Raw genomic sequence first — 24,394 nt, forward strand, 5'->3', positions numbered from 1 at the left:
CTGCATTCGCGAGCAAGCCCGCTCCCACAAGTGGAATTCATCGACAGGGGTATCGGTGGGGGCTAGAGGCAGAGTGGGCCGCGCGGGTAGCGCTTGAGCGCCTGAATCAGCTCACCGCCGGGGATCGGCCGGTCGAACAGGTAGCCTTGGCCGACGTCGCAGCGGTGGCGACGCAGGAACGCCAGTTGTTCGGCGGTCTCGATGCCTTCGGCCACGACTTTGAGCTTCAGGTTGTGGGCCATGGCGATCACCGCGGAGGTGATTTCCATGTCGTCCTGGTTGTCGGGGATTTCGTGGATGAAGCTGCGATCGATCTTGATGATGTCGATCGGGAATTTCTTCAGGTAGCTGAGCGACGAGTAACCGGTGCCGAAGTCGTCCATGGCCAGGGTCAGGCCCAGACGCTTGAGCTGATCGAGCTGCAAGTGAGTGTCTTCGGTGGCTTCCAGCAACAGGCCTTCGGTCAGCTCCAGTTCGAGCAGATTGGCCGGCAGCGCTTCTTCCTTGAGGATGTTGGCGATGGACGCGACCAGATCCGGATCGGAGAACTGTTTCGGCGAGAGGTTGATCGCCACTTGCAGATTGCCCAGGCCAGCGGCGGTCAGTGCCTTGCTCATGCGGCAGGCCTGGCGGGCGATCCACTTGCCGATCGGGATGATCAGGCCGGTTTCTTCGGCGACGCTGATGAACTGGTCCGGGCGGATCATGCCGCGCTCCGGGTGATTCCAGCGCAGCAGCGCTTCCATGCCCAGCAGGCGACCGCTGCGCAGGCACAGTTTGGGCTGGTAGAACACGTCTAGCTCGTTCTGGGTCAGGGCGCGGCGCAGGTTGTTCTCGACGAACAGTTTGTAACTGGCTTCGGCGTTCAGCGCTTCGGTGAACACCTGAACCTGGTGTTTGCCATTGGCCTTGGCCTTGTGCAGGGCGAGGCCGGCGTTGCGCATCAGGGTTTGCGGATCGCGGCCATGCAGCGGCGCGCAGGCCAGGCCCACGGAGCCGGTGACGCTGATCAACTGGTTGTCGACGAACATCGGCTTGTCGAGGGTCGCCAGCAACTGGTTGGCGATCTGCTGGCCGGTGGCGAGGTCGGTGTCGTCGAGCAGCACCGCAAATTCGTTACTGGCGAACCGCGCGAGGCTGCCGCTCGGGCTCAGGCTGTTGCGCAAGCGCCGGGCGAGGCTGATCAGCAACTTGTCGCCGGTCTGGTGACCGAGGCTGTCGTTGATCCGCTTGAAGTTGTCGATGTCCACCAGCAACAGGCTGATCGGGGTATCGCTATCGCGGGCGAAGCGTTCATCCAGATTGCGGATAAACGCCGGGCGGTTGCCGAGGTTGGTCAGGTTGTCGGTGTACGCCAGACGTTCGATGCGCTGCTGCGCCAGTTTGGTCTGGGTAATGTCTTCGTAGATGCCGATGTAGTGCGTCAGTTCGCGGTTGTCGCCATACACTTTGGAGATCGACAACTGGCCCCAGTACGGTTCGAGGTTCTTGCGCCGGCTCTTGAATTCGCCCTGCCAGCTGTTGCTCTTGGCCAGCGCCGAGGGCGCGTCGAACAGCAGTTCACTGAGGTTTTCCAGCGCCGGCAGCTCCGACAGGCGCTGGCCGTGAACTTCTTCGGTGGAGTACTGGGTGATCGCGGTGAAGCTCGGGTTGACGTACTCGACCACGCCGTCGCAATTGACCAGCAGAAAGGCGTTGGCACTTTGTTCGACTGCGCGCTGGAACAGGTGCAGAGCGCTGGTGGCGGTACGCCGGTTATGGTTGTTGATGACCTGGGCAAACTGGTCGGCCAGTTCACCGGCAAAGGCGATTTCGTCGGACTGCCAGGCGCGGGTGACGCCGGTCTGCTCCAGACAGAGCACGCCGACCACTTGGCCATCGACCCGGATGCTGGCGTCGAGCATGGCGTTGACGTCGCGCGGGCGCAGGGCTTCGGCCATCTCGCGGGTACGCGGGTCGCGCATCGCATTGTGCGCGTCGATGGCGCGGCTGCCGTGCAGGGCTTCCATGTAGTCGGGGAAGCCGCTGATGTCGATCACCTCCGGCAGGATGTATTCCTGCGTCGCGCGGTGATACGCCGAAATCGGCACCAGCAGGCTGCCTTCGAGGTTCCACAGGCTGGCACAGTCGATCTCATAGATATCACAGGCGCTGCGGGTGATCAGCTCGGCGGCTTCCTGCAGCGAGTTGTGGCTGCTGTAGCGCTGGCGAGCCAGCAGCAGAATCAGATCCTGCTGGGCGCGTACCCGCTCCAGGTGCTGCAGTTGTTCCTGCTGGGCGCGCTGGTTCAGTTCCAAAGCGATCTGCAGGCGCGAATTCTGGGTTTCGAGGTCGACGCAGGGCACCGCTGGCGCGCCGTCGAACACATCATCGACCGCCAGCAGATAACCGCGCAGCAAGTGCCGATTGTGCTGCTTATAGGCCTCGCCCAGCTCAAGGATGCTCAGCGCACCAGCGGCGGTGTGCAGGGTGTAGCGCACCAGATAATGCGGGCTGTCGCGCAGTTGTTGCTGAATGGTGTCGTGCAGCTGATAGCGCGCTTCGGGTTCCATCAGGCTGGCGTAAGGCGAGCCGACCAACGCACACAATTCGACGGCCGGCTGGCCGAACTGGCGTTCGCAGTTGGGGTCGAGAAACAGCATCGCCCAGCTCGCTTCATTCAAGCGCTCGAAACGCAGCATGCCGAGCCGCGAGGGCACAGGCAGCTGCGTCACTACCTCGACCGCCATACGGCTGGCGGCATCGGGTTGGCTCTTCATGAAGGAACTCGCTTGGAAATATGCTGAACGCGCCGGGCTCGCGCCCTCTTTACTGTTGCCTGCGGCAAGGTTGCATCATTGCGGCACCGACTGACAAGAGAGATGAAGGCCAAGTGCTATAAGAATATGTCGGCCGCGCAGGGCATTTCTCCAGCGCGCGGCAAAAAGTAATACGGATGTGCGCCGCGAGTGCCGTTCCAGAGCGCTTCGCGCGCGGGAACGGCATTTTGTTCAGGGCTTCAGCGCAGGTTGATTTCGATCGATTGCAGGCGTTTGCCGTCGCGATCATGGTAATTGACCTGAATTTTTCCGGCCTCAACCACCACATGGGCGAAGTTGTCTTCGCTGACCACTGTGCTGGTCAATTCATGTTGATAATCGCCTGCTGCCGTGCGCGCCAGCGGTTGATCGAGGATGAACGTCGACGCCTTGGCATAGGGCAGCAGCTTGCTGTTGCAAAACGGCGAGGAAACGATGGTGTGCACTTCGAAGTCCGGGTCTTCGCTGTGGGTCAGGCGCGAGGTCAGTGAGCCATGCACGTCGCCCGAGACAAACACGACATTCTTGATGCGTCGGGTGCGGATGGTTTCCAGCAGCCGCAAGCGCTGCTCCGGGAAGGCTTTCCAGGCATCGTCACCATGCAGTTTGCGATCCGGGTAAAACATCACGCTGGTCACCACGAATTTCACTCGCGCCGGGCTGTTGATCAGCCACTTGAGCAGCGCCTGTTCCTGCGCCTCATCCAGTATGCGGCGATCATCGGCTGACAAGTTGCGTCGAGTGCGGCTGTCCGTCACGAACCATTCGATGTCACCGTCACTGAATTGATACCAGTAGTGCTCGAGCTTTACGCGATTCACCTCTTTGTTAGTTGTAAGTTCATGCGCAGGGCCGTGGCTGGCTTGATAGATTTCATAGGCGGCCATGGCATTGCGATATAACACTTGATCTGACTTGCTGGCGTTCGCCGGCCAGTTGTCTTCGATTTCGTGATCATCCAGGATCATGTAAGTCGATGTGCAAGACATCAAACGCTGAATGTTGGGTTGAGAGAATGCCGCACGGTACTTGCTGAGGATTTCCTTATATTCACGATCGGGTGCGAACAGATTGAGGTCGTCGACATAAATCTGATCGCCCGTCATTAACGTGGCACTGATCGGTGGTTGCGCGCCTTCGATCAGCTGGTTGATGGAAGCAAAGATCCGGTCACCCAGGTGCGGCAGCGACGGGATGCCGGCGGTCATGCGCAAGTAACGGCAGGAGCCGACGATATAGGCCCTTGGCTGCAGGGCTTTGCTGGAGCGGGTGCGTAATCGATAGATTTCCCGGGGCCACTGCAGCGGCAGTTCGGCGACACTGTCCACGGTATGTACCGGATTCATCGGGCTGAACCAGCCGGTCTGGTATTCATATTCGGTGTCGCTGCTCAAGTTATTGAGGGTGAACACTTCGGTCATGTCGCGCAGTGCGCTGGGTTCGGCGAAAGTGCCTGCTGACCACTGTTGTGTTCCTGCAGTCCGATGGCGAATGGCGGCAAATACCGGTGCGTTGCCTTGATTGTCTGCGCGCATGAAAATGCGGGCATGATTAGTTGTGGTGTGGCCGATAATCGGGCCGATAGTTGGTTTGAACATATTCGAATCCATTCGAGTAAGTCTGGTTTTGATAAATAACGCAGGAAGTTGCTTATTTGATCGGGAGGCAAAGATTAGTTGGCGGTCGACGAAAAATATCGAGGCGAAGTGGACTGCGTTCGTAGTTCAAGTAAACCGAACTTGTAGGAAGAGGCGCTGTACTTTTCTCTGGGCAAAAAAAGCCCCGTCAAACTGACGGGGTTGAGGTACGAGCGTGTGGCGCTCGAAAACGTGAAACGCAATCGGCCCTCCGTTGCCGGAGGGCCGAACGCTTTACAGCAGGATGGTGCGGATGTCGCCCAACAGGCTGCCCAGACGCTGGGTGAAGCGTGCAGCAGCGGCGCCGTTGATCACACGGTGATCGTAGGACAGCGACAGTGGCAGCATCAGTTTCGGCTGGAAGGCTTTGCCGTCCCAGACTGGCTGGATGGTTGCCTTGGAAACACCGAGGATCGCCACTTCCGGCGCGTTGACGATCGGCGTGAAGCCGGTGCCGCCAATGTGGCCGAGGCTGGAAATGGTGAAGCAGGCGCCTTGCATCTCGTCCGAAGAGAGCTTCTTGGTGCGGGCTTTTTCAGCCAGCGAAGCAGCTTCTGCAGCCAGTTGCAGCAGGCTCTTCTGGTCGACGTTCTTGATGACCGGTACCAGCAGGCCATCTGGAGTGTCGACCGCGAAACCGATGTTGACGTACTTCTTGCGAATGATCGCCTTGCCGCTTGGCGCCAGCGAACTGTTGAAGTCCGGCAGTTCCTTGAGCAGGTGCGCACAGGTCTTGAGCAGCAGCGGCAGGATGGTCAGCTTGACGCCGGCCTTCTCTGCGACGGCTTTCTGCGCAACGCGGAACGCTTCCAGCTCGGTGATATCCGCCGAGTCGAATTGCGTCACGTGCGGCACGTTCAGCCAGCTGCGGTGCAGGTTGGCAGCGCCGACCTGCATCAGGCGGGTCATCGGCACTTCTTCGATTTCACCGAAGCGGCTGAAGTCCACGACCGGGATCGGCGGGATGCCCGCGCCACCGGTTGCGCCGCCAGCAGCCGGCGCTTCTTTGGCCTTCTGCATCATCGCCTTGACGTAAACCTGCACGTCTTCCTTGAGGATGCGACCGTGCGGACCGCTGGCGCCTACAGCGCTCAGCTCGACGCCGAACTCACGGGCCAGTTGACGCACGGCCGGGCCGGCGTGAACTTTGGCACCAGGCTTGGCCGGAGCAGCAGCCGGAGCGGCAGCCGCAGGTGCAGCGGCAGCCGGAGCAGCAGCGGCAGGTGCCGGAGCACTTGCAGCAGCGGCAGCTGGAGCCGGGGCAGCAGCAGGGGCCGCGCCTTTGACTTTCAGCTTGAGGATCAGGTCGCCGGTGCCGACTTCGTCGTCCAGCTTGATGGAAATGCTTTCCACCACGCCAGCGGCAGGCGATGGGATTTCCATGCTTGCCTTGTCGGATTCGAGAGTGATCAGCGACTGGTCGGCTTCAACGCTGTCACCAGCCTTGACCAGGACTTCGATGATCTTGGCCTTGCCGGCCGAACCAATGTCCGGAACGTGGATGTCCTGAACGCTGTCAGCCACTGGAGCAGCCGGGGCGGCAGCCGGAGCAGGCGCAGCAGCAGCGGCTGGCGCAGCAGCCTGAGCCGGAGCGGCCGCAGCAGGGGCCGCAGCACCCGCCACTTCAAGGTCGAGGATCAGGTCGCCAGTGCCGACTTCGTCATTGAGCTTGACGCTGATGGCCTTGACCACGCCTGCGGCAGGCGACGGGATTTCCATGCTCGCCTTGTCGGATTCGAGGGTGATCAGCGATTGATCAGCCTCGACCTTGTCGCCGACCTTGACCTGGATCTCGATGATCTGGGCCTTGCCCGACGAACCGATGTCCGGCACGTGCACTTGCTGCACCGAAGCGGCAGCAGGCGCAGCGGCTGGCGCGGCAGCAGCAGGGGCGGCAGCCGGTTTGGCTTCAGCTTTTGCAGCCGGGGCAGCAGCAGGCGCAGGGGCCGCAGCAGCGGCGCCCTCGACTTCCAGCTCGAGCAGTTCGTCGCCTTCTTTCAGACGGTCGCCCAGCTTCACTTTCAGGCTTTTGATGACGCCGGCTTTCGGGGCCGGCACTTCCATGCTGGCCTTGTCCGATTCCAGGGTCAGGATGCTCTGGTCGGCTTCGATACGGTCGCCGACCTTCACAAACAGTTCAATTACTTCACCTTCACCGCTGCCGATGTCAGGTACGCGAATGAGTTCGCTCACAAAATGTCTCCTCAGCAGTCCAGTGGGTTGCGTTTTTCCGGGTCGATGCCGAACTTGACGATGGCCTCAGCCACGACTTTAGGTTCGATATCACCACGGTCAGCCAGTGCTTCCAGGGCTGCCAACACCACGAAATGACGGTCGACTTCGAAGAAATGACGCAGTTTCTTGCGGCTGTCGCTGCGGCCGAAACCGTCGGTGCCCAGGACTTTGAATTCCTTGGACGGTACCCACTGACGGATCTGCTCGGCGAACAGCTTCATGTAGTCGGTAGAAGCGATGACCGGACCCTTACGGCCGCTCAGGCACTCTTCAACGTAGCTCTGCTTAGGCTTCTGGCCAGGCTTCAGACGGTTGCTGCGCTCTACGGCCAGGCCGTCGCGACGCAGTTCGTTGAAGCTGGTGACGCTCCATACGTCAGCGCCGATGTTGAACTCTTCACGCAGAATCTTCGCCGCTTCACGCACTTCACGCAGGATGGTGCCGGAGCCCATCAGCTGTACGTGATGCGCCGCATCGCGGGTGTCTTCTTCGAGCAGGTACATGCCTTTCTTGATGCCTTCTTCGGCACCGGCCGGCATGGCTGGCTGCTGGTACGACTCGTTCATCACGGTGATGTAGTAGAAGATGTCCTGTTGCTCTTCGGTCATCTTCTTCATGCCGTCCTGAATGATCACCGCCAGCTCGTAGCCGTAGGTTGGATCGTAGGTGCGGCAGTTCGGGATGGTCGCGGCCAGCAGGTGGCTGTGACCGTCTTCGTGCTGCAGGCCTTCACCGTTCAGGGTGGTACGGCCGGCGGTGCCGCCGATCAGGAAGCCACGGGTACGGCTGTCGCCGGCGGCCCAGGCCAGGTCACCGATACGCTGGAAGCCGAACATCGAGTAGAAGATGTAGAACGGCAGCATCGGCTGGTTGTGGCTGGAGTACGAAGTACCGGCGGCGATGAAGGAACTCATGGCGCCCGCTTCGTTGATGCCTTCTTCAAGGATCTGACCTTTCTGGTCTTCCTTGTAGAACATCACCTGGTCTTTATCGACTGGCTCGTAGAGCTGGCCGACGGAGGAGTAGATGCCCAGCTGACGGAACATGCCTTCCATACCGAAGGTACGGGCTTCGTCCGGGATGATCGGCACGATGCGCGGGCCGATTTCCTTGTCCTTGACCAGTTGCGCGAGGATCCGCACGAAAGCCATGGTGGTGGAAATTTCACGGTCGCCCGAACCATCGAGGATGGCTTTCAGGGTGTCCAGGTCCGGCGTCGGTACGCTGAAGCTCTGCGCGCGGCGCTGCGGTACGAAACCGCCCAGTGCAGCACGGCGCTCGCTCAGGTAGCGGGCTTCGGCGCTGTTTGGCTCTGGCTTGAAGAACGGCAGGTTCTCCAGCTCTTCGTCCTTGACCGGGATGTCGAAGCGGTCGCGGAACAACTTCAGGCTGTCGACGTCGACTTTCTTGGTGTTGTGCGCAGTGTTTTTCGCTTCGCCGGCACCGGTGCCATAACCCTTGATGGTCTTGGCCAGGATGACGGTTGGTTGTTCTTTGTGGTTGACCGCTTCGTGGTACGCCGCATAGACCTTGTACGGGTCGTGGCCGCCACGGTTGAGTTTCCAGATCTCGTCGTCGGACAGATCGGCAACCATCGCCTTGAGTTCAGGCGTGTTGAAGAAGTGCTCGCGAACGAACGCGCCGTCTTTGGCTTTGTAGTTCTGGTACTCGCCGTCGATGACTTCGTCCATGCGACGTTGCAGGATGCCGTCGACGTCCTTGGCCAGCAGTGGGTCCCAGAAACGGCCCCAGATGACTTTGGTCACGTTCCACTGAGCACCGCGGAACACGCCTTCGAGTTCCTGGATGATCTTGCCGTTGCCGCGAACCGGGCCGTCGAGGCGCTGCAGGTTGCAGTTGATGACGAAGATCAGGTTGTCCAGCTTCTCGCGGCCGGCCAGGGAGATCGCGCCCAGGGATTCCGGCTCGTCGCACTCGCCGTCGCCCAGGAAGCACCAGACTTTCTGTTTGCCCGGCTGGATGAAACCGCGGTGTTCCAGGTACTTCATGAAGCGTGCCTGGTAGATCGCCTGGATCGGACCCAGACCCATGGATACGGTCGGGAACTGCCAGAAGTCAGGCATCAGCCAAGGGTGCGGATAGGACGACAGGCCCTGACCGTCGACTTCCTGGCGGAAGTTGTTCATCTGGTCTTCGGTGATGCGGCCTTCCATGAACGCACGGGCGTAAACGCCTGGCGAGGTGTGGCCCTGGAAGTAGATCAGGTCGCCGCCGTGTTCGTCGGTCGGGGCCTGGAAGAAGTAGTTGAAGCCGATGTCATACAGGGTCGCGCTGGAAGCGAAGCTGGAGATGTGACCACCCAGGTCAGAATCTTTCAGGTTCGTACGCATTACCATGGCCATCGCGTTCCAGCGCACCAGCGAGCGAATGCGGCGTTCCATGAACAGGTCGCCAGGCATGCGTGCTTCGTGGGTTACCGGGATGGTGTTGCGGTAAGGCGTGGTGATGGCGTAAGGGAGCTGCGAACCGCTGCGGGTCGCCAGTTCACCCATACGGGTCATCAGATAGTGAGCACGGTCTTCGCCTTCTTTGTCGAGAACCGATTCCAGGGCGTCCAGCCATTCCTGGGTTTCGACGGGATCGAGGTCTTGCATGGCTTGCTCCAGGGCGGAAAGGCTTCCAGAATCGGTTGCCTGAGTTTGCGACTGGCCTTGTGGGCAGACGATTTAAAATTCTTGGATTGCCGACAGGTTGTTCCGGCGGCGTGTAGTTTTACTACAAATCTTTGAGCATTTCAGCCTTTCGCCTGTATAGACGAGTAGTAAAACTACAGAGGAAAGGCTTGTGGCCTCCGACTGCGTTGTGAGAATAATCGTTAAGGTTGGTCGATTACCATCCGAAAAAGGTGAAAGTTTGATGCTGGATGCCAAAGAAGAAGAAATTTCAGCTATTTCTAACTTTTGTTCGACAGTCCTTCGCGTAGCGGGTTTTCATCAAACACTACAAGCGGCCATTTACACGCCGATCAAGGATAGACCATGACCCTGCCTGTGCTTGCCGAACTGCCCGCCATTCTCCTGCCGTTGGTCACTCGATCCGAGCAGTCGTTCCGTACGGCCGTCGCCGCGCTGGAAGACGATCACGGCTTCTCCAACTGGACGCCGGAACGCTGGGCGCAATTCGCCCGCGTCAGTGCCGCCAGCGATTTCGTCATTGAACAGAGCGTTCGTGACCCTTTGATGTTGCTGTCGCTGGTGCAGTCCGGCGAACTCGACCGACCGTTCGCGCCGGGTGAACTCTGCGCGCAGATTGCCGCAGCGGTGGCTGCCGCGCAAAGCGAAGACGAACTCGGTCGCGTCCTGCGTCGCCAGCGTGCCCGCCATCAAGTGCGGATCATCTGGCGTGACCTGAACCGCCAGGCTGATCTGGTACAGACCTGCCGCGACCTGTCGGACATGGCCGACGCCACCATCGACCAGGCTTATCAATGGCTGTACAGCCGCCATTGCCAGCAGTTCGGTACGCCGACCGGTCGGCGCAGCGGTCTGCCGCAGCAGATGGTCATCCTCGGCATGGGCAAGCTCGGCGCGGTCGAGCTGAACCTGTCGTCGGACATCGACCTGATCTTCGCCTACCCCGAGGGCGGCGAAACCGTCGGCGTGAAACGCGCGCTGGATAATCAGGAATTCTTCATCCGTCTCGGCCAGCGCCTGATCAAGGCCCTCGACCCGATGACGGTTGACGGGTTCGTGTTCCGCGTCGACATGCGCCTGCGCCCGTACGGTTCGTCCGGCGCGCTGGTGCTGAGCTTCAATGCGCTGGAGCAGTATTACCAGGATCAGGGCCGCGACTGGGAACGCTACGCGATGATCAAGGCGCGGGTGGTGGCCGGCGATCAAGCGGCCGGCGCGCAGTTGCTCGATATGCTGCGGCCGTTCGTCTACCGGCGTTATCTGGATTTCTCGGCGATCGAAGCGCTGCGCACCATGAAGCAGCTGATCCAGCAGGAAGTGCGGCGCAAGGGCATGGCCGACAACATCAAGCTCGGCTCCGGCGGTATTCGTGAAGTCGAGTTCATCGCTCAGGCCTTTCAGTTGATCCACGGCGGGCGCGATTTGAGCCTGCAACAGCGTCCTCTATTAAAGGTGCTGAGCACGCTGGAAGGGCAGGGTTACCTGCCGCCGGCGGTGATCGGCGAACTGCGCGAAGGCTATGAATTCCTGCGCTACACCGAACACGCGATCCAGGCGATTGCCGACCGCCAGACCCAGATGTTGCCGGACGGCGCTCAGGATCAGGCGCGGATCGCGTTCATGCTCGGTTTTGCCGATTGGGCAGCTTTCCACGAAAAACTGATGTTCTGGCGCGGTCGCGTGGCCTGGCACTTCGCGCAGGTGATCGCCGATCCCGATGAAGAAGAGGGCGCCGACTGCGAAGTGGTGGTCGGCGGTGAGTGGTTGCCGCTGTGGGAAGAGGCGCAGGATGAAGAGGCCGCTTGCCGGCAGCTCGAAGAGGGCGGTTTCGCCGATGCGACCAAGGCCCTGAAAGCGCTGGCGAGCCTGCGTGGCAGTCCGCAATTGCGCGCGATGCAGCGGCTGGGTCGCGAGCGTCTTGATGCGTTTATCCCGCGCCTGCTGGCCCAGGCGGTGGAGCATGACAACCCGGATCTGGTGCTGGAGCGGGTGCTGCCGTTGGTCGAAGCGGTCGCCCGACGTTCGGCCTATCTGGTGTTGCTCACGGAAAACCCCGGTGCCCTGCGACGCTTGCTGACGCTGTGCGCGGCCAGCCCGTGGATCGCCGAACAGATCACCCGTTTCCCGCTGCTGCTCGACGAATTACTCAATGAAGGCCGGCTGTTCAAGCCGCCCTTGGCGCCGGAACTGGCCGCCGAGTTGCGCGAGCGCCTGACGCGGATCCCCGAAGATGACCTCGAACAGCAGATGGAAGCCCTGCGTCACTTCAAACTGGCGCACCGCTTGCGCGTCGCTGCCTCGGAAATCGCCGGCAGTCTGCCGTTGATGAAAGTCAGCGATTACCTGACCTGGCTGGCCGAGGCGATTCTTGAGCAAGTGCTGGCGTTGGCCTGGCGTCAGACGGTGGCCAAGTACGGCACGCCGCTGCGCACTGATGGCACCCTGTGCGATCCCGGCTTCATCATTGTCGGTTACGGGAAAGTCGGCGGGCTGGAACTGGGGCATGGTTCGGATCTGGATCTGGTGTTCATCCATGACGGCGATCCGCAGGCGGAAACCGATGGGCCGAAGCCAATCGATGGCGCGCAGTTCTTCACCCGGCTGGGGCAGCGGATCATTCACTTGCTGACGGCGCAGACCAACTCCGGTCAGCTGTATGAAGTGGACATGCGTTTGCGGCCGTCCGGCGCGTCGGGGCTGTTGGTCAGTTCGCTCGGTGCTTTCGAGCGCTATCAGGAAAATGAAGCCTGGACCTGGGAACATCAGGCGCTGGTGCGGGCGCGGGTGCTGGTCGGCAGTCAGGATGTCGGTCAGGCCTTCGAGAAAGTCCGCGCGCAGGTTTTGGGCAAGGCGCGGGATCTGGCGAAGCTGCAGCAGGAAGTCAGCGAGATGCGCGCCAAGATGCGCGATAACCTCGGCAGCAAGAGCACAGCGGCCGGCACGGCGGCAAATGCCTTCGAGGCCACAGCGCCGTTCGACCTCAAGCAGGACGCCGGAGGTATCGTCGATATTGAATTTATGGTGCAATACGCGGCCCTGGCGTGGTCGCACAGCCACCCGCCATTGCTGCGCTGGACCGATAACATCCGCATTCTGGAAGAGCTGGAGCACGAAGGGCTGATGCCTGCCGAAGATGCCAGCCTGCTGCGTGAGGCCTATAAAGCCTACCGCTCCGCCGCTCACCGACAGGCCTTGCAGAAGGATGGCGGGGTGATTGCAGGCGACCAGTTTGTCGAGGAGCGCCGGCAGGTATTGCGGATCTGGAAAGAGTTGGGGCTAAGCTGAAACCGGATATTTGAAACACCTGATGGCCCCTGTGGGAGCGGGCTTGCTCGCGAAAGCGCAGTGTCAGTCACCACCGATGCAGGATGTGACGGCCCCTTCGCGAGCAAGCCCGCTCCCACAGTGGATCTGCGTTGAATGGCAGATGCAGGGCCGGATGCGAAACCCTGTGGGAGCGAGCCTGCTCGCGATAGCGGAGTATCAGACGACAATAATGTTGGATGTGAAGACCCTTTCGCGAGCAAGCCCGCTCCCACAGCAGATCTACAGTGTTTGTAGAATTCTCGAGGCGGGGAGGCGTAAATGCCTCCCCGGTTCGTTTATGGAAACCACATGAATATTCTGATCGTTGGGCCCAGTTGGGTCGGTGACATGGTGATGGCGCAGACACTGTTTCAGTGTCTCAAGCAGCGCCACCCGCAATGCGAAATCGACGTGCTGGCCCCCGAGTGGAGCCGGCCGATCCTTGAGCGCATGCCCGAAGTGCGCAAGGCCTTGAGCTTTCCGCTCGGCCATGGCGTGCTGGAATTGGCCACACGCCGGCGGATCGGCAAGTCCCTGGCCGGTCAGTACGATCAGGCGATCCTGCTGCCGAACTCGCTGAAGTCGGCGCTGGTGCCGTTTTTTGCCGGCATCAAGCAGCGCACCGGCTGGCGTGGCGAATTCCGTTACGGCCTGCTCAATGACGTGCGCACGCTGGATAAAGAACGTTATCCGCTGATGATCGAGCGCTTCATGGCCCTGGCTTACGAGCCGAACGCCGAGCTGCCGAAACCTTATCCGCGTCCGAGCCTGCAAATCGATCCGGTGACCCGCGAAGCGGCGCTGGCCAAATTCGGCCTGACCCTCGACCGCCCGGTGTTGGCCCTGTGCCCGGGCGCCGAGTTCGGCGAATCCAAGCGCTGGCCGTCCGAGCATTACGCCAAGGTCGCCGAAGCGCGGATTCGCGAAGGCTGGCAGGTGTGGCTGTTCGGCTCGAAAAACGACCACGCGGTGGGCGAAGACATCCGCGCACGGCTGATTCCCGGCCTGCGTGAAGAGTCGGTCAACCTCAGCGGCGGCACCTCGCTGGCCGAGGCCATCGACCTGCTGTCCTGCGCCGATTCGGTGGTGTCCAACGACTCCGGCCTGATGCACGTAGCGGCAGCACTGAACCGTCCACTGGTGGCGGTCTACGGCTCGACTTCGCCGGGTTTCACCCCACCGCTGGCCGAGCATGTCGAAATCGTTCGGTTGGGTCTCGATTGCAGCCCGTGCTTCGACCGTACCTGCCGGTTCGGCCATTACAACTGCCTGCGCCAGCTGATGCCGGACGCGGTCAACGATGCCTTGCAGAAACTGCAGGGCTCCGTGGTCGAGGTTCATTAAGTTGCGGGTATTGCTGATCAAGACTTCATCGCTGGGCGACGTGATTCACGCGTTGCCGGCGCTGACCGACGCAGCCCGGGCCATTCCCGGGATCAAGTTCGACTGGGTGGTGGAAGAGGGCTTCGCCGAGATTCCGACCTGGCACCCGGCCGTCGGCAAGGTGATTCCGGTGGCGATCCGCCGCTGGCGCAAGAACCTCTGGCAGACGATCAAGAGCGGCGAGTGGAAGCGCTTCAAGCAAAGCGTGCGCGCCCATAAATACGATCTGGTGATCGACGCTCAGGGCCTGCTGAAAAGTGCCTGGCTGACGCGCTACGTCAAAGCCCCGGTGGCCGGCCTCGACAAAGGCTCGGCGCGCGAGCCGATCGCCGCACGTTTCTACGACCGCAAACTGGCGGTGGCCCGTGGGCAGCATGCCGTTGAGCGGGTGCGCCAGTTGTTCGCTATCGCCCTCGGTTATGACCTGCCCAAAGGTCTGGGCGATTACGGCCTCAACGTCGAGCGACTGGTGGAATTGCCGCGCAAGAGCGCCTTCGTGGTGTTCCTGCACGGCACCACGTGGGACACCAAGCACTGGCCGGAAGCCTACTGGCGCGAGCTGACCGAACGCGTCGGCTATCTGGGCGTCGGGGTCAAACTGCCGTGGGGCAACCCGCTGGAGAAGGCCCGCGCCGAGCGCATCGCCGCTGGCTTCAAGCACGCCGAAGTGTTGCCAAAGCTGAATCTGGCCGGGGTCGGCAAAGTGCTGGCCGGCGCCCAGGCCTGCGTGGCGGTGGACACCGGTCTCGGTCACCTCGCAGCCGCGCTGGATGTGCCAACGATTTCGCTGTTCGGCCCGACCAATCCGGGCCTGACCGGCGCCTACGGCAAGGTGCAGATTCACATGGCCAGTGATTTCCCCTGCGCCCCTTGCCTGCAAAAGAAATGTACGTATCAACCGACCGCGCAGGATGCCCGTCAGTTTGACCTGAAACGCGAGCAGCCCCTGTGCTTCACGCGTCTGAATCCCGAGCGTGTCGCCAGCCGACTGAGCACGTTGTTAATGGCTGAGGAGCTGCGCTGATGCAATTGGCTTTTGTCCTGTACAAATATTTTCCGTTCGGAGGCTTGCAGCGCGACTTCATGCGCATCGCCCTCGAATGCCAGAAGCGCGGCCACCAGATTCGTGTCTACACCCTGATCTGGGAAGGTGACGTGCCGCCGGGTTTCGAAGTGCTGGTGGCGCCGGTCAAGGCGTTCTTCAACCATCGGCGCAACGAGAAACTCAGCGCGTGGATGGAGGCGGATCTGGCCAAGCGTCCGGTGGACCGCCTGATCGGCTTCAACAAGATGCCGGGGCTGGACGTCTACTACGCCGCCGACGGCTGCTTCGAAGACAAGGCGCAAAATCTGCGCCATTCGCTGTACCGCCGCTGGGGCCGCTACCGGCACTTCGCCGAGTACGAGCGCGCGGTGTTCGCCAAAGATGCGAAAACCGAAGTGTTGATGATTTCCGAAGTGCAGCAGCCGCTGTTCATCAAGCACTACGGCACGCCGCTTGAACGCTTCCACCTGCTGCCGCCGGGCATCGCCCAGGATCGTCGTCGACCGGCGGATGCCGACGAGATTCGCGCCGGTTTCCGCGCCGAATTCAACCTCACGGACGACGAATTGCTGCTGGTGCAGATCGGCTCCGGGTTCAAGACCAAGGGCGTCGATCGCAGCCTCAAGGCGCTGGCCGCACTGCCCGCCGAGCTGAAGAAGCGCACCCGGCTGTTTGTAATCGGCCAGGATGACCCCAAATTGTTCCAGATGCAGAGTGCCACTTTGGGCCTGGGCGACAACGTGACGTTCCTCAAGGGCCGCAGCGATATTCCGCGGTTCCTGCTCGGCGCCGACCTGTTGATCCACCCGGCGTACAACGAAAACACCGGTACGGTGCTGCTCGAAGCGCTGGTCGCCGGTTTGCCGGCGCTGGTCAGCGCGGTCTGCGGTTACGCCCATTACATTGCCGAGGCAGATGCCGGGCGAGTACTGGACGAGCCGTTCGATCAGGCGCAACTGACGCAATACCTGACTGAGATGTTGGGCGACGCCTCTGCACGCGCGGCCTGGAGCCGCAATGGTCTGGCCTTCGCCGAGACGGCCGACCTCTACAGCATGCCGCAGCACGCGGCCGATGTGATTCTGGCGGAGCACGCTTAAATGAAGTTGATGCTGGCTGAACCGTTCAAGAGCCTTTGGGCCGGGCGCGACCCGTTCGCCGAAGTCGAAGGCTTGCAGGGCGAGGTCTACCGCGAGCTGGAAGCTCGCCGCACGCTGCGCACGGAAGTCGACGGCAACGGATTTTTCGTCAAGATCCACCGGGGCATCGGCTGGGGCGAGATCTTCAAGAACCTGCTGACCGCCAAGCTGCCGGTGCTCGGCGCGGGTCAGGAGTGGCAGGCAATCCAGCGTCTGCAGGAAGTCGGAGTGCCGACCATGACCGCCGTGGCTTACGGCGAGAAGGGCAGCAACCCGGCGGATCAGCATTCGTTCATCGTCACCGAAGAACTGGCGCCGACCATCAGCCTCGAAGATTTCAGCATCGATTGGGTCAAGAACCCGCCGCAGCCGAAACTCAAGCGCGCGCTGATCGCTGAAGTGGCACGCATGACCGGCATGATGCACCGCGCCGGGGTCAACCACCGCGACTGCTACATCTGCCACTTTCTGCTGCACACCGACAAGCCGATCACCCCGGATGATTTCAAACTCTCGGTGATCGATCTGCACCGCGCCCAGACCCGCCCCAGAATTACTCAGCGCTGGCGCAACAAGGATTTGGCCGCGCTGTATTTTTCGGCACTGGACATCAGCCTGACCCGTCGTGACAAGCTGCGCTTCCTCAAAGGCTACTTCCAGCAACCGCTGCGGCAGATCCTGGCGGAAGAAGCGCCGTTGCTGAGCTGGCTCGAAGGCAAGGCCAACAAGCTCTATGCGCGCAAACAGCGTTACGGGGATGCGCTCTGATGGCGGGTTGGACGCTTGAACCGCAATACGGCGAACTGACTGAAGATTTCGGCAGCCTCGAAGCGGTGTTTGCCCTGCAGGGCGAGCGCCTGACCCGTGATCCGCTGTCCGAAGTCATTCGCGTGCAACGCAACGGCGTCAACTACTACGTCAAACGCTACGTCGGCGCCGGCAAAGGCTTGCGCCGTTACCTGGGCAAGCCACGGGTGAAGATGGAGTGGCAGAACCTCAAGCGCTTCGCCAAGTGGGGCATTCCCACCGCCGAAGTGGTGGCCTGGGGCCTGGAGCGACGTGGCGCGGCCTATGCCCGTGGCGCGATGATCACCCGCGAGCTGCCGCACACCGAAGACCTCTCGGCGCTGGCCGAGCGCAACGATCCGAAACTCAAGGATCGCCTGTGGGTGGATGGCATCAGCCGGCAACTGGCCGGTTACACCAGGACCATGCACGATCACCGTTTTACCCACAACGACCTGAAGTGGCGCAACCTGCTGATCGACGATCAGGAACAGGTGTTTCTGATCGACTGCCCGAACGGCGATTTCTGGCGCGGCTTCTGGCTTAAATACCGGATCACCAAGGATCTGGCCTGCCTCGACAAGGTGGCCAAGTATCACCTGTCGAATACCCAGCGCCTGCGTTTCTACCTGCAATACCGCGGACGTGATCGGCTCAATGCTGCCGACAAGAAACGGATTCGCCACGTGGTGAGATTTTTCGAGGGACGTGAATGACTGATTTCCTGGCCGCTGAAGACCGGGCGCTGCTTGAGCGTCATGGCCTCGGCACTTTCGACGCGCTCTGGGCCAAACAGCTCGAAGCCGTGGACGAACCCAACACCGATGGCGGTGGCTGGAGCAGCGTGTTTCGTCTGGAGCTGGAAGGGCAGGCTTACTACCTCAAGCGCCAGAGCAACTACCTGACCCGCACCTTGCACGCGCCGTTCGGCGAGCCGAGTTTCGCCCGCGAGTTCCGCAATATCAGCCGCTACAACAAGCTGGGGATTCCGGCGCTGCAAGCGGCGTTTTTCGGTGAGCGCAAGGTCAAGGGCGATGTTCAGGCGATCCTGCTGACCCGTGCCCTCGATGGCTGGGACGATCTCGACTCGCTATTGCAACGCTGGTCGGAACTGACCAGCGTGCAGCAATCAGCGATTCTCAAGGCTTGCGGACAACTGGCGCGCCGCCTGCACGGCGTGCGTCAGGTGCACGGCTGCTTTTATCCAAAACACATTTTTTTGCAGGCTGATGGCGGCGCCTATCGGGCGCAGTTGATCGACCTGGAAAAGACCCGGCCACTGCTGTTCGGCATGCGTGATCGGGTCAAGGATCTTGAGCCGCTGCTGCGTCGTGCGCCTGAATGGAGCGAGGCGCAACTGCGCGAGTTGCTCGCGGCGTATCTCGATCAGCCGCTGGACAGTTCTCTGGTCGACAGCTGGGTTTCGCGACTGACCGCGCGGCGCAGTCGCAAGGAGGCCCGTTGATGCAGTTGTCCGAACTGAAAAATGCCGGGCGCACGCCGAGTCTGCCGCTGACGATCACGCTGGCCGATGCCGCCGGTCCTGCAGATTTGCAGTTGCTGAGCCTGCTGCGGGTTTTGCCCGGGCAGCGCTATGTCGGTGCCGGGGTGTGGCGCGGCCGGCCGGTGCTGGCCAAATTGCTGGTGGGCAGCAAGGCTGCACGGCATTTTCAGCGCGAGCTGGCGGGCGTCAAGTTGCTCGCCGAACAGGGCCTGACCACGCCGCTGCTGCTGGCCGATGGGCTGAAGGACGGCGAGGGCGGCTGGCTGCTGTTCGAATTCCTCGAAGGCGCCGTAAGCCTCGGTGATGCCTGGCAGCAAGTCGAATCGCTGCCGCTGCTGGCGGACGAGCAATCGGCGGTTCTGGCCGAAGCGCTGGGCGCTATCGGTCAACTGCATGGCAAAGGCCTGTGGCAGGAAGACCTGCACCTGGACAACCTGCTGCGCCATGGCAGTCAGCTGTACTTGATCGATGGCGCCGGGATCTGCGCCGAGACCGCGGGCCAGCCGTTGTCGCGGCAGAAAGTGCTGGAAAACCTCGGGGTGTTTTTCGCCCAGTTGCCCAAGTCACTGGAGCCGTTCACCGAAGAATTGCTGGTGTATTACCTGCTGAGCAACAGCGAGCATGCGTTGCCGCTGGAAGCCCTGCAGAAACAGATCGCCAAGGTGCGCGCCTGGCGCCTGAAGGATTACCTGATCAAGGTAGGCCGCGAGTGCACGTTGTTCAGTGTGCAGCGCGGAGCATTTGGCCTGCGGGCTATTCGTCGCGAGGAAGAGGCGGCGATGCTGCCGGTGCTGGAGCAGGCTGATGAGCTGCTTGATCAGGGGCATCTGTACAAGACCGGTGGTGCGGCAAGCGTCGGCAAGGTCGAGGTGGCCGGGCGCACGCTGGTGATCAAACGCTACAACATCAAGGGCTTTGCGCACTGGCTCAAGCGTTTCTGGCGCCCGAGCCGCGCCTGGCATTCATGGCGCGAAGGCAATCGCCTGGCGTTCCTCGGCATCGCTACGCCGAAGCCGCTGGCGGTGCTGGAAAGGCGTTTTCTGTGGCTGCGCAGCCGTGCCTACCTGGTGACCGAGTTTCTGCCGGGCCCGGACATCATCGAGCGCTTCGCGCCATATGTTGAAAGCGGTGCGGCGCCGGAGTCCGAGTTGCAGGCCCTGGATCAACTGTTCGCACGGTTGCTCGCCGAACGCATCAGTCATGGCGACTTCAAGGGGCATAACCTGTTCTGGCAGGAGGATCGCTGGGCGTTGATCGATCTGGACTCAATGTGTCAGCACACCTCTGCCAGCAGTTTCGCGCCGGCCTATGCGCGGGATCGGGCGCGGTTCATGCGCAACTGGCCCGAGAGCAGCGCGTTGTATCGGGTGATCGATCAGCGGTTGCCCAAGGACATCTCCAGCGCGGCCTGAGCCGCCTTCGCCAGCAAGCTCACTCCCACATGGAAATGCATTCCCTTGTAGGAGTGAGCCTGCTCGCGATAAGGCTTTAAAACCTCAAAAAACTGCCCTTGAGCAATGACGGACAAACTCCACTGACTTGTCCTACAGCTTCTCCAGAAGCCATGAACTGTGCCCGCTCCAGCCCCGATGCTAGCTTGCCCTGACCACTTCGGAGGGCAAACCTTGACCATCAAAAACGCCTTAACACTGAGCACCTGCGCATGGCTTTTATCCGGCTGCGGCACCGCCGCCTCGGTAATGCAAATGGACGCCGACGTCGCCCGCGACATGCGCAAACAGAAAACCTACTGCCAATCGATTCCGCGAATCTACAGCGGTCTGGCGTTCGACTTCTGCGTACTCCACGCGCCCCCAGACCCCTCCGGCGTCCTGGTGCCGTTCGTGCTGCTGGACCTGCCGTTGTCCGGGGTGCTGGATACGGTGGTGTTGCCGTATACGATTTACCGTCAAGCCAGTGACGGCAGTCTCGGTATCTATTGGCGCGCGGGCGGTTATTGAGTGTGAAAGCAAGGTTTCACCTGGCCGATTCACCTGGGGCAATTCGCACAGGGTCATTCCCGCCACGTTTACGCTATAATCCCGCCCTTTAGCTGTCTCTCGCCCGGTGCGAGGGCACATCAATTTTCAAGGCGCATCGCGCCTGAATGCAGACTAAAGAGGCTAGACCCTGTGGCATTGACGATTCTTGGCCTGTCCGGCGCCCTTAGCCATGACCCTTCAGCCGCCTTGTACATCGACGGCAAGCTGGTGGCGGCGGCTGAAGAAGAGCGCTTCGTCCGCGATAAGCATGCAAAGAACCGCATGCCCTACGAATCGGCGAAGTTCTGCCTGGAACAGGCCGGTATCAAGCCGTCCGACGTTGACGTGGTGGCAATTCCGTTCGCCCCGATCAGCCTGTTCGGCAAGGCCCGCTGGCACTACGCCAAGCGCTACTGGTACGCGCCGGATCGCGCCCTCGATGCGATCCTGATGGGCAACCGTCGCTACAAGCGCTATCGCAACAAGATCGTCTGGTGCCTGGAGCAGCTGGGTTTTGATCCGAAGAAGATCAAGATCGAGCCGGTCGAGCATCACCTGGCTCACGCTTCCAGCGCCTACCACTGCTCGGGTTTCAAAGAGAAAACCGCGATCCTTGGTATCGACGGCAAAGGCGAGTACGCCACGACCTTCTTCGGTTACGGCGAAAACGGCAAGATCCACAAGATCAAGGAATTCTTCGATCCGGACTCCCTCGGCGGCCTGTACGGCGCGATCACCGAGTTCCTCGGTTTCGAGATGCTCGACGGCGAGTTCAAGGTCATGGGCATGGCGCCGTACGGCGACGCCAGCAAATACGACTTCTCGCGCCTGGCCTCGTTCGAGAACGGCGAGCTGGTGATCAACACCGACTACGCCAACGTGATCGGCCTGCGTCGCTACAAGGAGAAGGGCAAGGGCTTCTACTTCTCGCCGAAGCTGATCGAGTGGCTGGGTCCGAAGCGCGAAGGCGACATCGCCGACGAGCCGTACATCCACTACGCCGCGAGCATGCAAGCGCTGTTCGAGAAACTGGCGTTGCAGATGATCGACTACTACCTGGGCGACGTGCTCAAGGAAACCGGCAAACTGGCTTTCGCCGGTGGCTGTGCGCTGAACGTCAAGCTGAACCAGAAAATCATCGCCCGCGATGACATCAAGGAACTGTTCGTGCAACCGGCGTCCGGCGATGCCGGCACCGCGGTGGGCGCAGCGGCCTATGTGTCTCACGCCCGTGGCGTGCCGGTCGAGAAGATGGAACACGTCTACCTCGGCCCGTCGTACAGCAACGAAGACGTGATCGCCGCGTGCGCCCGTCACGAGAACAAGCCGACCTGGCGCAAGCTCGACAACATGCCGGAGCAGATCGCCAAAATCATGGTCGATGGCAACCCGGTGGCCTGGTTCCAGGGCCGCATGGAGTTCGGCCCGCGTGCGCTCGGTGGTCGTTCGATCATCGGTTGCCCGAGCGTGGCCGGTGTGGCTGACCGCATCAACCACCAGATCAAGTTCCGCGAGCGCTGGAGGCCTTTCTGCCCGTCGATGCTCGACACCGTTGCGCCACAGATGATCAAGATCGATCACCCGGCGCCGTTCATGACCTTCACCTTCGAAGTGGCGGAAGAGTGGAAGACCCGCGTGCCGGAAGTCGTTCACGAAGACGGCACTTCCCGTGCCCAGGTGCTGAAGCGCGAATACAATCCGCGCTACTACGACATGATGAAGGCGCTGGAAAACCTCACCGGCAACGGCGTGTCGCTGAACACCTCGCTGAACCGTCGCGGTGAACCGATGATCTGCTCGCCGACCGACGCCCTGAACATGTTCTTCGGTTCGGATCTACAGTATCTGATCATGGAAGATATTCTGGTGGTCAAAGAGGGCGCAAACGCTTATGACACGCTCGGCTGAACGCCATGTGCTGCAGTTCTGTCACGGCTATGACGGGCCGTTCCTCGACTGCGCACGGCAGTACGCCAGCCTGTTCGCGGGCACCGGTTATCGGGTGACCACGGTCTTTCTGACCGGGGCCGCCGATAGCGAGGTGGCCGCCGCGTGTGCTTCCGATGAAGTGTTGTTCATGGAATACAGCTCCAAGGCCATTCGTGGCCTGAAGCTGGGCGCCATCGGCGATCTGCGCAAGATCGCCGCTTCACGCAATTTCAGTTTCTGCATCGCCCATCGCTTCAAGCCGATCTACATCGCCTTGCTTGGCACTTCGCTGCCGGTGATTGGCGTGCACCACGCGTTTGACGATTACAAACGCGGCACGCGCAAGCTGTTCGCGCATATTTTCCGCAAGCGCCTGAGCCTGCTCGGCGTGTCCGATGCGGTGCGCGACGACATGCGTCGTTGCCTGCCGAAATGGCCGTCCACTCGCATTCAGACCCTGTACAACCGCATCGATGTGCAAGCCTTGCAGGCCAGTCAGGTATCGGCCCGCGAAGCGCGCGAGACCCTCGGGCTGGCGGCGGATGCGTTCATTGTCGGCAACGTCGGGCGGCTGCACCCGGACAAGGATCAGGCGACGTTGCTGCACGGTTTTGCCGCGGCGTTGCCCGGTCTGCCGGGCAACAGTCAATTGGTGATTCTCGGCAAGGGGCGTCTGGAACAGGACCTCAAGGAACTGGCCCGCGAGCTGGGTATCGGTGATCGCGTGCTGTTTCTCGGTCAGGTGCCGGACGCGCGCAATTACTTCCGTGCCTTCGATGTGTTTGCGCTGAGCTCCGATCACGAACCGTTCGGCATGGTGCTGCTGGAGGCCATGGCCGCCGGCGTACCGTTGCTCGCCACTGCGTGTGGCGGGGCGAAGGAAGTGGTCGAAGGTGTGGGCATTCTGTTCCCGCTGGGCGATGCCGAGCACCTTGCACAAGGCCTGCAACATTTGGCCGGTATGGATGATCAGCAGCGCCGGCAGTGTGCCGAGCTGATGCTCGATCGACTGCGTGAGCGTTTCTCCGACCGTGCGGTGCGCGACACCTTCTGGCGTCTGCCGCAAGTTACCGATCTGGCACCGAGGGGCTGATGCTCAACCGATTTCAAGGCTGGCGCGAACGTGGCTGGTCGCCCGTTGACGCCTCCACCTATGCCACCGCCTGGCAGCGTTTTGGCGGCAGCGTCGCGACGCATCCTATGGTGGTCGAGCGTCTGGCCGATCTGGCCGGCATCCCGGTGCGCTATCTGGCCTGGGAGCAGGGCGGTGACGTCAAAGCGGCGATCCCGACCTGGGGCCGCGATCTGGCGCTGTCCAAAGACGTGCTCAAGCGTAACGGCAAGAAAGGCCTGTTCGACCTCGGCAATGCCGAGCTGATCCTGCCCGCCGCCGCCGATGCCCAGGCGCCGTTGCGCCATCGCGCACGCTATCTGTCGGCGCTCAACGAAAGCCGTTTCAGCGGCATGAAGTTGCAGACCGAGCAACTGGCCATGGCCCGCACCCCCGAAGAACTGTCGAAGAAGTTTCGCTACAACCAGCGCCGCGAACTGCGCCTGCTGGAAGAGGCGGGTGGTGTGGTGCGTCCGGTCAGTGAATTTTCCAGTGTCGAACTCGCCGCAATCTACTGCGATCTGTTCCAGCGTCGCTGGGGCTTCCCGGCCACCGGTGCGGCGCGCATGGCCGAAGTCATCGAGCTGCTGCGCGAACTGTTGATCGGCTCGGTGATTTTCCTCAACGATGCACCGATCGCCATTCAACTGGTGTACCGCGTCGAAGCGCCGGAGTGGATCAGCGTCGAATACATCAACGGCGGCGTTGACCCCGAGACCCGCGAATTCAGTCCGGGCAGCGTGTTGAGCTTTCTCAATACGCAAAGCGCCTGGGAGCATGCGCGGGCACTGGACAAGCCACTGCGGTTTTCCTTCGGTCGCGCCGACCGTGAATACAAGGATCGCTGGTGCAATCCTGTGCCGGTGTTCACCGTATGAGTCAGCC

The 24,394-nt window shown here is 61.4% G+C and carries 17 protein-coding genes; 13 read left to right on the forward strand and 4 right to left on the reverse strand.

All coding sequences use genetic code 11. The features are described 5' to 3' along the window. Positions 1 to 62: 62 nt before the first annotated feature. The 4 genes from AC27VU_RS17460 to aceE form a co-directional block, all read right to left on the reverse strand. Complete coding sequence (locus tag AC27VU_RS17460; protein ID WP_003220992.1) at positions 63 to 2,759, reverse strand: putative bifunctional diguanylate cyclase/phosphodiesterase; 2,697 nt, start codon at positions 2,757 to 2,759, stop codon at positions 63 to 65. A gap of 239 nt (positions 2,760 to 2,998) precedes the next feature. Next, complete coding sequence (locus AC27VU_RS17465; RefSeq protein WP_488724538.1) at positions 2,999 to 4,396, reverse strand: alkaline phosphatase D family protein; 1,398 nt, start codon at positions 4,394 to 4,396, stop codon at positions 2,999 to 3,001. Between the two features lie 273 nt (positions 4,397 to 4,669). Continuing rightward, positions 4,670 to 6,628, reverse strand: coding sequence for a dihydrolipoyllysine-residue acetyltransferase (gene aceF, locus AC27VU_RS17470; protein ID WP_488724539.1), 1,959 nt, complete (start codon positions 6,626 to 6,628; stop codon positions 4,670 to 4,672). Between the two features lie 11 nt (positions 6,629 to 6,639). Next, positions 6,640 to 9,285 (reverse strand): pyruvate dehydrogenase (acetyl-transferring), homodimeric type, encoded by a 2,646-nt coding sequence (gene aceE / locus AC27VU_RS17475; RefSeq protein WP_003220999.1) that lies wholly within the window; start codon positions 9,283 to 9,285, stop codon positions 6,640 to 6,642. Positions 9,286 to 9,547: 262 nt separating this feature from the next. Between aceE and AC27VU_RS17480 the strand changes: the two genes are divergently transcribed. The 13 genes from AC27VU_RS17480 (at position 9,548) to AC27VU_RS17540 (ending at position 24,387) form a co-directional block, all read left to right on the forward strand. After that, positions 9,548 to 9,673, forward strand: coding sequence for a hypothetical protein (locus AC27VU_RS17480; RefSeq protein WP_256198919.1), 126 nt, complete (start codon positions 9,548 to 9,550; stop codon positions 9,671 to 9,673). Then, complete coding sequence (glnE, locus tag AC27VU_RS17485) at positions 9,670 to 12,609, forward strand: bifunctional [glutamate--ammonia ligase]-adenylyl-L-tyrosine phosphorylase/[glutamate--ammonia-ligase] adenylyltransferase (protein ID WP_488724540.1); 2,940 nt, start codon at positions 9,670 to 9,672, stop codon at positions 12,607 to 12,609. Before AC27VU_RS17480 ends, glnE begins: the two co-directional genes overlap by 4 nt. A 330-nt stretch (positions 12,610 to 12,939) precedes the next feature. Further along, the gene (gene waaF, locus AC27VU_RS17490; RefSeq protein WP_488724541.1) at positions 12,940 to 13,974 is read left to right on the forward strand and encodes a lipopolysaccharide heptosyltransferase II; all 1,035 of its coding nucleotides are present in this window, start codon (positions 12,940 to 12,942) and stop codon (positions 13,972 to 13,974) included. A gap of 1 nt (position 13,975) precedes the next feature. After that, positions 13,976 to 15,037 carry a lipopolysaccharide heptosyltransferase I gene (waaC, locus tag AC27VU_RS17495; RefSeq protein ID WP_103485549.1) on the forward strand — a complete coding sequence of 354 codons (1,062 nt, stop codon included), beginning with the start codon at positions 13,976 to 13,978 and terminating at the stop codon, positions 15,035 to 15,037. After that, positions 15,037 to 16,158, forward strand: coding sequence for a glycosyltransferase family 4 protein (locus tag AC27VU_RS17500; protein WP_488724542.1), 1,122 nt, complete (start codon positions 15,037 to 15,039; stop codon positions 16,156 to 16,158). Before waaC ends, AC27VU_RS17500 begins: the two co-directional genes overlap by 1 nt. Next, positions 16,159 to 16,965, forward strand: coding sequence for a lipopolysaccharide core heptose(I) kinase RfaP (rfaP, locus tag AC27VU_RS17505; RefSeq protein ID WP_488724543.1), 807 nt, complete (start codon positions 16,159 to 16,161; stop codon positions 16,963 to 16,965). Next, positions 16,965 to 17,699 carry a lipopolysaccharide kinase InaA family protein gene (locus AC27VU_RS17510; RefSeq protein ID WP_003221011.1) on the forward strand — a complete coding sequence of 245 codons (735 nt, stop codon included), beginning with the start codon at positions 16,965 to 16,967 and terminating at the stop codon, positions 17,697 to 17,699. The genes rfaP and AC27VU_RS17510 overlap by 1 nt, the downstream gene beginning before the upstream one ends. Then, positions 17,696 to 18,448, forward strand: a complete 753-nt coding sequence (locus AC27VU_RS17515) for a lipopolysaccharide kinase InaA family protein (RefSeq protein ID WP_488724544.1) — start codon at positions 17,696 to 17,698, stop codon at positions 18,446 to 18,448. The genes AC27VU_RS17510 and AC27VU_RS17515 overlap by 4 nt, the downstream gene beginning before the upstream one ends. Further along, complete coding sequence (locus tag AC27VU_RS17520) at positions 18,448 to 19,899, forward strand: lipopolysaccharide kinase InaA family protein (protein ID WP_488724545.1); 1,452 nt, start codon at positions 18,448 to 18,450, stop codon at positions 19,897 to 19,899. Before AC27VU_RS17515 ends, AC27VU_RS17520 begins: the two co-directional genes overlap by 1 nt. A gap of 213 nt (positions 19,900 to 20,112) precedes the next feature. After that, positions 20,113 to 20,448 (forward strand): YceK/YidQ family lipoprotein, encoded by a 336-nt coding sequence (locus tag AC27VU_RS17525; protein WP_103521884.1) that lies wholly within the window; start codon positions 20,113 to 20,115, stop codon positions 20,446 to 20,448. Positions 20,449 to 20,619: 171 nt separating this feature from the next. Further along, positions 20,620 to 22,377, forward strand: a complete 1,758-nt coding sequence (locus AC27VU_RS17530) for a carbamoyltransferase family protein (protein ID WP_003221021.1) — start codon at positions 20,620 to 20,622, stop codon at positions 22,375 to 22,377. Further along, complete coding sequence (locus AC27VU_RS17535; protein ID WP_201135963.1) at positions 22,361 to 23,491, forward strand: glycosyltransferase; 1,131 nt, start codon at positions 22,361 to 22,363, stop codon at positions 23,489 to 23,491. Before AC27VU_RS17530 ends, AC27VU_RS17535 begins: the two co-directional genes overlap by 17 nt. After that, positions 23,491 to 24,387, forward strand: coding sequence for an antimicrobial resistance protein Mig-14 (locus AC27VU_RS17540; RefSeq protein ID WP_488724546.1), 897 nt, complete (start codon positions 23,491 to 23,493; stop codon positions 24,385 to 24,387). Before AC27VU_RS17535 ends, AC27VU_RS17540 begins: the two co-directional genes overlap by 1 nt. Positions 24,388 to 24,394: the final 7 nt, after the last annotated feature.

The sequence above is a fragment of the Pseudomonas sp. 14P5.3.2 genome (genome assembly GCF_057799175.1).